Below are 6,548 nucleotides of genomic sequence, written 5' to 3'. Positions count from 1 at the left end.
GCGGGCAGCGGCACCTGTTGCCGTGCTGGCCCGCGAGCTGCGGGGCTCCAGCTTTCCGCCACGACGGCGGACGGGGCGGGAAGCACGGTGAACACTACATCGCGTTCACCAGGCCATGCTCGGCATCGCCCGGATCCACAACCCAGCCCTCACCCGATAACTCACGCCCCATACGGGACAACCTCTAGACGCTGTGGCCACGGTTGACCGTTCGCCGTGGAGGAGATCTCGCGTCCAGGAGTTCTGCTGGTAGGCCGGACGTTCGGGCAGATGCGGGCTGGCGGCGCGGGCGGCTGCGGATCGGGGATCTCCAGCCCGACCTGCGGCCGCTCGCTCTCGAAGCCGAACTCGCGCAGCATCTGCGCCAGGACGTCGAGGCAGGTGTGCATCTTGTCCCGGTACCGTCGCCGGTCCTCCCGCGTGAACACGAGGGCCGGCACGTCACGTCCCATCGGGCCCTCCCGAGTCCCCTCGGCGGATACCTCTCCCGTCCCAGAGTCCCACCTCCGAAGCGCCCCGGACAGTCGGCGCACAGCCCCGGGCCGGCGTGCGACGCCCCGCTCACAGAACGTGCGCCCCGGCCCGCAGCCAGAGCGCGGCCGCGGTGAGGGGGATGCGGACCCGACGCCAGGCGGGGCCGTCGATCGGACCTCCGGAGCCCGCGTACGGCAGCCACTCCCCCGGCGGGAACCACACCTGCCTGCGGCCACCGGGCGCGTACACCGGGGCGACCAGCAGATCTGGGCCCAGCAGGTACTGGAGGTCGGCCGCGTGGGCGTCCGGGCGGTCGGGGTGGTCCAGAGCCATGGGGCGGGCGAGGGGCTCGCCGGTGCGGACCGCGTCGGCGGCGGACCGGTGGAGGTACGGCAGCAGGCCGGTGCGCAGCCGGGCCGCGTGCAGGACGGCCGCGTACACCTCCTCGCCGAAGTCCCAGGGCAGCCGGGACGTCATGCCGTGGAACCGGCTGAGGGGTGACAGCAGTCCGAACTGCGCCCAGCGGACGAAGAGTTCGGGGTCCGGTGTGCCGTGGAAGCCGCCGATGTCATGGCTCCAGAAGGGGTGACCGGAGAAGGAGAGCGAGAGGCCCGCGCGCAGGGTCGAGGCCAGGTCCTGCCAGCTCGCGTTGGGGTCTCCGGTCCACTTGGCGCCGTGTCGCTGGCCGCCGGTCCAGGTGGAGCGGCCCCAGGTCAGGCCGTGGCCGGCGACCTCCTGGGTGACCTCGGCGACCAGGTCGTTGAAGAGGAGCGGATAGAGGTTGTGCAGTCGGTCGCCGGTCATGCCGTTGTGGGCCACCGCCGCCACGGGGACGGCCTCACCGAAGTCGGTCTTCAGGACCGACACCCCGGTGGCCAGTACTTGGCGGACCCGGCCGCGGAACCAGTCGGCGGCGCCGGGATGGGTCAGGTCGAGGACGGCCGAGTCCGGGTGCGCGCCGTTCCAGACCCGCCCGATCCACGTGGTTCCCGAAGGGACTTGCAGGAACCAGCCGTTGCGGTCGATCTCGGCGAAGTGCGGGCTCTCGACACTGAGATACGGGTTCATCCAGAGCGAGACGTGGAAGCCCTGTGCCGCCAGCTCGGCCAGCAGACCGCGGGGGTCCGGGAACGCCTCATAGTCCCACTCCATGTCCGACCAGCAGCCGGGTCGCTGCCAGTAGGTGTCGATGTGCAACACCTCGCAGGGAAAGTCGAGTTCGCGGATACGGCGGGCCCGCTCGCGTACCTCGTCCGCGCTGTCCCGGCGGAAGCCGCCGGAGATCCAGGGTCCGAAGGCCCACCCCGGGGGCAGCAGGGCGGGTCCGGTCAGATCGCGGTAGGCGCGCAGGCACTCGGAGGGGGTGCCGGTGATCAGGTAGTAGTCGAGTTCCTCGTCGGGGACGGTGAGCGACCAGGCGCCGGTGTTGCTGTGCGCGAGGTCGAAGGAGGCCGCGGTGGTGGTGTCCACGAGGACCGCGTAGCCCCGGCTGGACAGCAGGAACGGGACCGCCTTGTAGGAGCGGGTGCCGGTCGAGCCCTGGGCGTCCTCGACCCAGCAGTCCACGCGCTGTCCGCGCAGGTCGGGACCGGTGAAGCGTTCGCCGAGGCCGTAGAAGTGCTCGTCGGGCTCGGTGAACCAGCTGTCGTGGTAGGCGAGTTGCCCGTCGGCGAGCTCGGTGACCCCGAGGGGCAGGACGGTCGTGCGGTCGCCGGGGTCACTCACGTCGGTCGCCTGTCGTAGACGACAGCCCCTCAGTTCCAGTGTCAGGGACGGGAGTTGGACGTCGAGCGTCAGAGCGCCCAGTCGGAGGGTGAGCGTGTCCGGTGACCGCTCGACCAGACAGCCGGTGTCGGCCGGTGCGGTCACGACGGAGACCCTGGGTGCCGTCGGTACCCCGTCCAACCGCAGGGTGATGCGCAGGGAGTTGTCCGTCGCCGGGCGCAGGCGGAGCGTACCCGTACGTCCGGCCGCCGTGCGTACGTCGAGGCTCGCGCCGTCCTTGCCGGCGGAGGCGACACAAGCAGTGGCCAGGGGATCCAGCAGGGCCGGGACGAGGAGTGGGGGCGGTGCCACCCAGGGCGTGCAGTCACGGGGGTGCATGGCCTTCAGCCCCTCACGCTGCCCGCGGTGAGCCCGCCGACGATGAAGCGCTGGAAGACGGCGAAGACGCAGACCACCGGGATGCTGATGAGGGTGGCGGTGGCCATCAGGGCGCCCCAGGACGTCCCGTGCTGCCCGATGAAGGCGTTCAGCAGGACGGTGACGGGCTGGACGTCGGGCCCCTCGGCGAGCGTGAGCCCGAACAGGAACTCGCCCCAGCCGATCAGGAAGGACAGACCGGCCGCCGCGACCACACCGGGCACCATGAGCGGCAGCACGACCCGCAGCAGCACACCGGGCAGTCCGCAGCCGTCGACCAGGGCCGCCTCCTCCAGTTCCGGAGCGACGCTGCGCATCACGGGACGCAGCACGATCACCGCGAAGGGCAGCGTGAGCGTGGTGTCGGCGGCGATCAGGCCCAGGTAGGTGTCGGTGAGGCCGGCCCGGCGTTCGAGGATGAACAGCGGGGCCGCCAGCACGATGGCGGGCGGGAGCTGGGAGACGAGGAGCGCGAGCACCATCGCGCCCGAACCGCGCATCCGGATCCGGGCGAGGGCGTAGGCGAGCGGGACGCCGAGCAGCAGGGTGAGGGCGACCACCCCGCAGCAGATGACGAGACTGTTGAACAGGGCGCGGGTCAGGCCCTCGTAGCCCAGGGCCGTCGAGTAGTTCTCGCCGGTGAGAGGGGTGGGCGCCCACTGCGGGTCGGGGGTCTGGATGCGGTCGGGCCGGGTCAGGCCGGTCTTCACCATCCAGTACACCGGCAGCAGGAAGGCGGCGGTGATCAGCGTGGCGAGCGCGGTCAACAGCCAGGGGTGGCGCGGTGGTCTCATCCGGCACCTCCCGCCGGCGCCTCTTCCTCGCGCCGCAGCCGTCGTACGTACCAGGCCCCTGCCAGCAGGGGGAGGACGAGCAGCAGCAGGCCCGCCGCCGCGCCCTGGCCGAACCGGAAGAACGTGAAGAAGACCTCGTAGACGTAGAGGGACAGCACGCGGGTGGCGTCGACGGGGCCGCCACCGGTCATCACGAAGACGAGGTCGAAGACCTTGAAGGTGTAGAGGAGACCGAGCAGGAGGACGGTCACCGAGACGGGCCGCATCAGCGGGAGGGTGAGGTGGCGGAAGCGCTGCCAGGCGTTGGCCCCGTCGATGGCCGCGGCCTCGTGGAGTTCGGGGTCGATGGTGTGCAGTCCCACCAGGAGCAGCAGCATGTTGAAGGGCACGCCGACCCAGACGTTGGCGAAGACCACCCCCGCCATCGAGGTGGAGGGGTCGGTGAGCCAGTCGTGGGAGAGGCCGCTCAGACCGACCGCCTGGAACAGGGCGTTGTAGGCGCCAGACTCGGCGTCCAGCATCCAGCGGAAGAGAGTGCCGCTGACCACCGGGGGCAGCAGCCAGGCGACCAGCAGGAGGGAACGCAGCAGGCCGTTGAAAGGGAAAGGGCGGGCGAAGAGCAGGGCCAGGGCGAAACCGATCGTGAACTGGAGCAGCAGCGAGGCCAGGGTGAAGACCAGGGAGAGACGTACGGAGTGCCAGAAGGCCGGGTCGTCGGTCACGGACCGGTAGTTGTCCAGTCCGTTGAACCGCTCGGCGCCGCCGAGGAGTTGGCCCAGGTCGACATCGTGGACGGAGGTCCACACGTTGTACAGGAGCGGGTAGGCCAGGAAGAGGGCGAGGAAGGCCAGGCCCGGCAGGCAGAAAAGGTAGCCGGTGCGGCGGCGGCGCGTGGAGAGCGACAGGGGCTGTCTCATGGCGCGCCCAGAGCTTTGTCGATCTTTCCGGCGGCGGTCCTGGCCGCGGCGGACGCGGACGCGGAGCCGGTGAGCACGCCCTGCTCCGCCTCTGCGACGGCCTGCGAGGCCTCGGCGTAATGGGCGCCGTACTGGCGTGGCCGGGCCAGGGGCAGCTGGCTGAGGAAGAGCCGCAGAGCCGGGTCGGAAGCCCAGCTGCCCCGGTCGGCGAGGTCCTTGCGGGCCGGGAGTTCACCGAAGGACACCAGGTACGGCACCAGGACCGAGGGGCGTTGGGTGTACTCCAGGACCTCCCACACCTTGTCCACGTGCTTGCTGTTCGCCATCGCGACCCAGTTCTCCCCGCCCAGGCAGGTGGCGGCCTCCTTGTCGCGGGGCAGGGCGACGACGTTCCAGTCGAAGTCGGCCTTCTTGAGGGTCGGGATCTGCCAGGGGCCGTTGATCTGCATCGCGGCGCGCTGGTTGAGGAAGCGGGTGTTGACGTCCTGTTGGGTCCAGCCCACGCACTGTTCGGACAGGGAGCCCTTGGCGATCAGTTCGTCGAGGAAGGCGAGCGCGGTGGCGCCGTGGGTGCGGAAGGTGTCCAGGTCGCCGCCCGTCTGCCAGAGGAACGGCAGGAACTGGAAGACGCCCTCTTCGGTCTTGATGGCGCTCAGTGCCAGGCCGTAGCGGTCGCCGCTGGTCAGCCTCTGGGCGGCGGAGGCCAGTTCGTCCCAGGTGGTGGGAGGTTCGACGCCGGCGGACTTGAGCATGCGGGTGTTGCAGTAGAGGGCGAGGCAGTTGCTGTTGTTGGGGATGCCGAGGGTCTTTCCGCCGACCTGGCAACCGGACCAGGGTCCCTTGTAGTACTGGTCGGCCTGGCCCCATTTCTCGACTCTGGCGGTGAGGTCGGCCAGCAGCCGGCTGCCGCCGAGGGTGTTCATGGCGACGTTGTCGACGATGGCGAGGTCGGGCAGGTCGCCGGAGATCGCGCCCAGGGTGATCTGCCGTTCCAGCTCGGCGAAGGGGAAAGTCCGCCGCTCGATGCGCACGTCCGGGACACCGGCCTCGATGTCCTTGATCAGCCGGTTCATTCCGGGCTGGAAGTTGTCCAGGGTGAAGTAGTCCCACCACCTCAGGGCCACCGGCCCCGAGGTGTCCGAGCTGCAGGAGGTCAGACCGAGGGCGGCGGTGGCCGCCGCCGCGCCGGAGACCCGCAGGAAATCACGGCGGTCGACGGGGTACGACATGGTCTGCTCCCAGTGGTTCGATGATCGGGCACAGAAACCGACATATCAGACATCAAGGTCGATATCGGGGAAGTCGGGGAAGTCTGACTCGGGTTCCGAGCCCGGCACCGGTCGGCAGCGTCCGGTGCTCCCGCGCAGGGTGATCAGCGGTTTCAGCAGGACGTGCCGGGGAGGCACGTCCGGTGCGCGCAGCCGCCTCATCATCAGGTCGACGGCGACCCGGCTCATCTCCTTGGCGGGTATCTCGGCGGCGGTGAGCGGCGGGTCCACCTGTTCGGCCCAGGGGCTCGCCGCCACGCCGACGACGGAGAAGTCGCGCGGCACGGCGCGGCCGTTCCGGGTGAGTCCGCGGTAGACCCCCTCCAGGGCCGCTTCGTTCATGGTGACCAGCGAGGTCGTCGCCGGGTCCTCGCTCAGGATGCGTTCCACGACCTCCTCCCCCGAGGCGAGGTCGTCGCCGCACAGGTAGGCATGCGGGGTGAGCAGCAGTTTCTTCATCGTCTCGGTGTAGCCCTCGTCCCCGAGGCGGGCGAAGCCGTAGCCGCTGTCGAAGAGCTGTTCGGACCGGTTGACGAAGGCGATCCCGCGGTGGCCGAGGTCGGCCAGGTGCTGGACGCAGCCGCCGGCCAGACCGGCGAAGTCCAGGTCGACCCAGCCGGCCACGTCGGCCCGGTGGTTGCGGCCGATTGCCACGAAGGGGAAGCCCGCCTCGGCCAGGTACGCGACGCGGTCGTCCTCCCGGCGGATCTCCATGACGATGACGCCGTCCACACGCCGGTCGTCGACCATGCGCGGGAAAGAGGGGTCGTCGTGACGTCCGGCGGGCGCGAGCAGCAGGTCGTAGCCCTGCTGGGCGGCGGCCTCGGCCACCCCGCCGACGAAGGCGAGCTGCATGGTGGTGTACTCGCCGAGGCGGCCGGAGGGCGGATAGAGGAGCCCGAGCGTGTGGGTGCCACGGCCGGCGTCGTCGGTTCCGGGTCGCGCTGCCATGG

Annotated in this window: 6 protein-coding genes; all 6 read right to left on the bottom strand. The window is 70.4% G+C overall.

Going from position 1 to position 6,548, the window contains the following annotated elements:
- Nucleotides 1-161 precede the first annotated feature (161 nt).
- The 6 genes from ABZT04_RS13220 to ABZT04_RS13195 all read right to left on the bottom strand — a co-directional run bounded on the left by ABZT04_RS13220 (nucleotide 162) and on the right by ABZT04_RS13195 (nucleotide 6,546).
- Nucleotides 162-452, bottom strand: coding sequence for a hypothetical protein (locus ABZT04_RS13220; RefSeq protein WP_356056209.1), 291 nt, complete (start codon nucleotides 450-452; stop codon nucleotides 162-164).
- 109 nt (nucleotides 453-561) lie between these two features.
- The gene (locus ABZT04_RS13215) at nucleotides 562-2,577 is read right to left on the bottom strand and encodes a TIM-barrel domain-containing protein (protein WP_356056175.1); all 2,016 of its coding nucleotides are present in this window, start codon (nucleotides 2,575-2,577) and stop codon (nucleotides 562-564) included.
- 5 nt (nucleotides 2,578-2,582) lie between these two features.
- A complete protein-coding gene (locus ABZT04_RS13210; protein ID WP_356056173.1) occupies nucleotides 2,583-3,410 on the bottom strand; it encodes a carbohydrate ABC transporter permease in 828 nt (275 codons plus the stop codon).
- A complete protein-coding gene (locus ABZT04_RS13205) occupies nucleotides 3,407-4,327 on the bottom strand; it encodes a sugar ABC transporter permease (RefSeq protein WP_356056171.1) in 921 nt (306 codons plus the stop codon). Before ABZT04_RS13205 ends, ABZT04_RS13210 begins: the two co-directional genes overlap by 4 nt.
- A complete protein-coding gene (locus tag ABZT04_RS13200) occupies nucleotides 4,324-5,556 on the bottom strand; it encodes a sugar ABC transporter substrate-binding protein (protein WP_356056169.1) in 1,233 nt (410 codons plus the stop codon). Before ABZT04_RS13200 ends, ABZT04_RS13205 begins: the two co-directional genes overlap by 4 nt.
- A gap of 45 nt (nucleotides 5,557-5,601) precedes the next feature.
- On the bottom strand, nucleotides 5,602-6,546 hold the full coding sequence (locus tag ABZT04_RS13195) for a substrate-binding domain-containing protein (RefSeq protein WP_356056166.1): 945 nt from the start codon (nucleotides 6,544-6,546) through the stop codon (nucleotides 5,602-5,604).
- Between the last annotated feature and the right edge of the window lie 2 nt (nucleotides 6,547-6,548).

This window comes from Streptomyces sp. NPDC005492, from assembly GCF_040605995.1.
Classification (GTDB): Bacteria; Actinomycetota; Actinomycetes; order Streptomycetales; family Streptomycetaceae; genus Streptomyces.
Note: the sequence above shows the minus strand (reverse complement) of the source record. Positions and strands in the feature narration are given on the sequence as shown.

Coding starts and splice junctions, on each gene's coding strand:
- ABZT04_RS13195 (WP_356056166.1), bottom strand. CDS start 6,546: ATGGCAGCGCGACCCGGAACCGACGACGCCGGCCGTGGCACCCACACG.
- ABZT04_RS13210 (WP_356056173.1), bottom strand. CDS start 3,410: ATGAGACCACCGCGCCACCCCTGGCTGTTGACCGCGCTCGCCACGCTG.
- ABZT04_RS13200 (WP_356056169.1), bottom strand. CDS start 5,556: ATGTCGTACCCCGTCGACCGCCGTGATTTCCTGCGGGTCTCCGGCGCG.
- ABZT04_RS13215 (WP_356056175.1), bottom strand. CDS start 2,577: ATGCACCCCCGTGACTGCACGCCCTGGGTGGCACCGCCCCCACTCCTC.
- ABZT04_RS13205 (WP_356056171.1), bottom strand. CDS start 4,327: ATGAGACAGCCCCTGTCGCTCTCCACGCGCCGCCGCCGCACCGGCTAC.
- ABZT04_RS13220 (WP_356056209.1), bottom strand. CDS start 452: ATGGGACGTGACGTGCCGGCCCTCGTGTTCACGCGGGAGGACCGGCGA.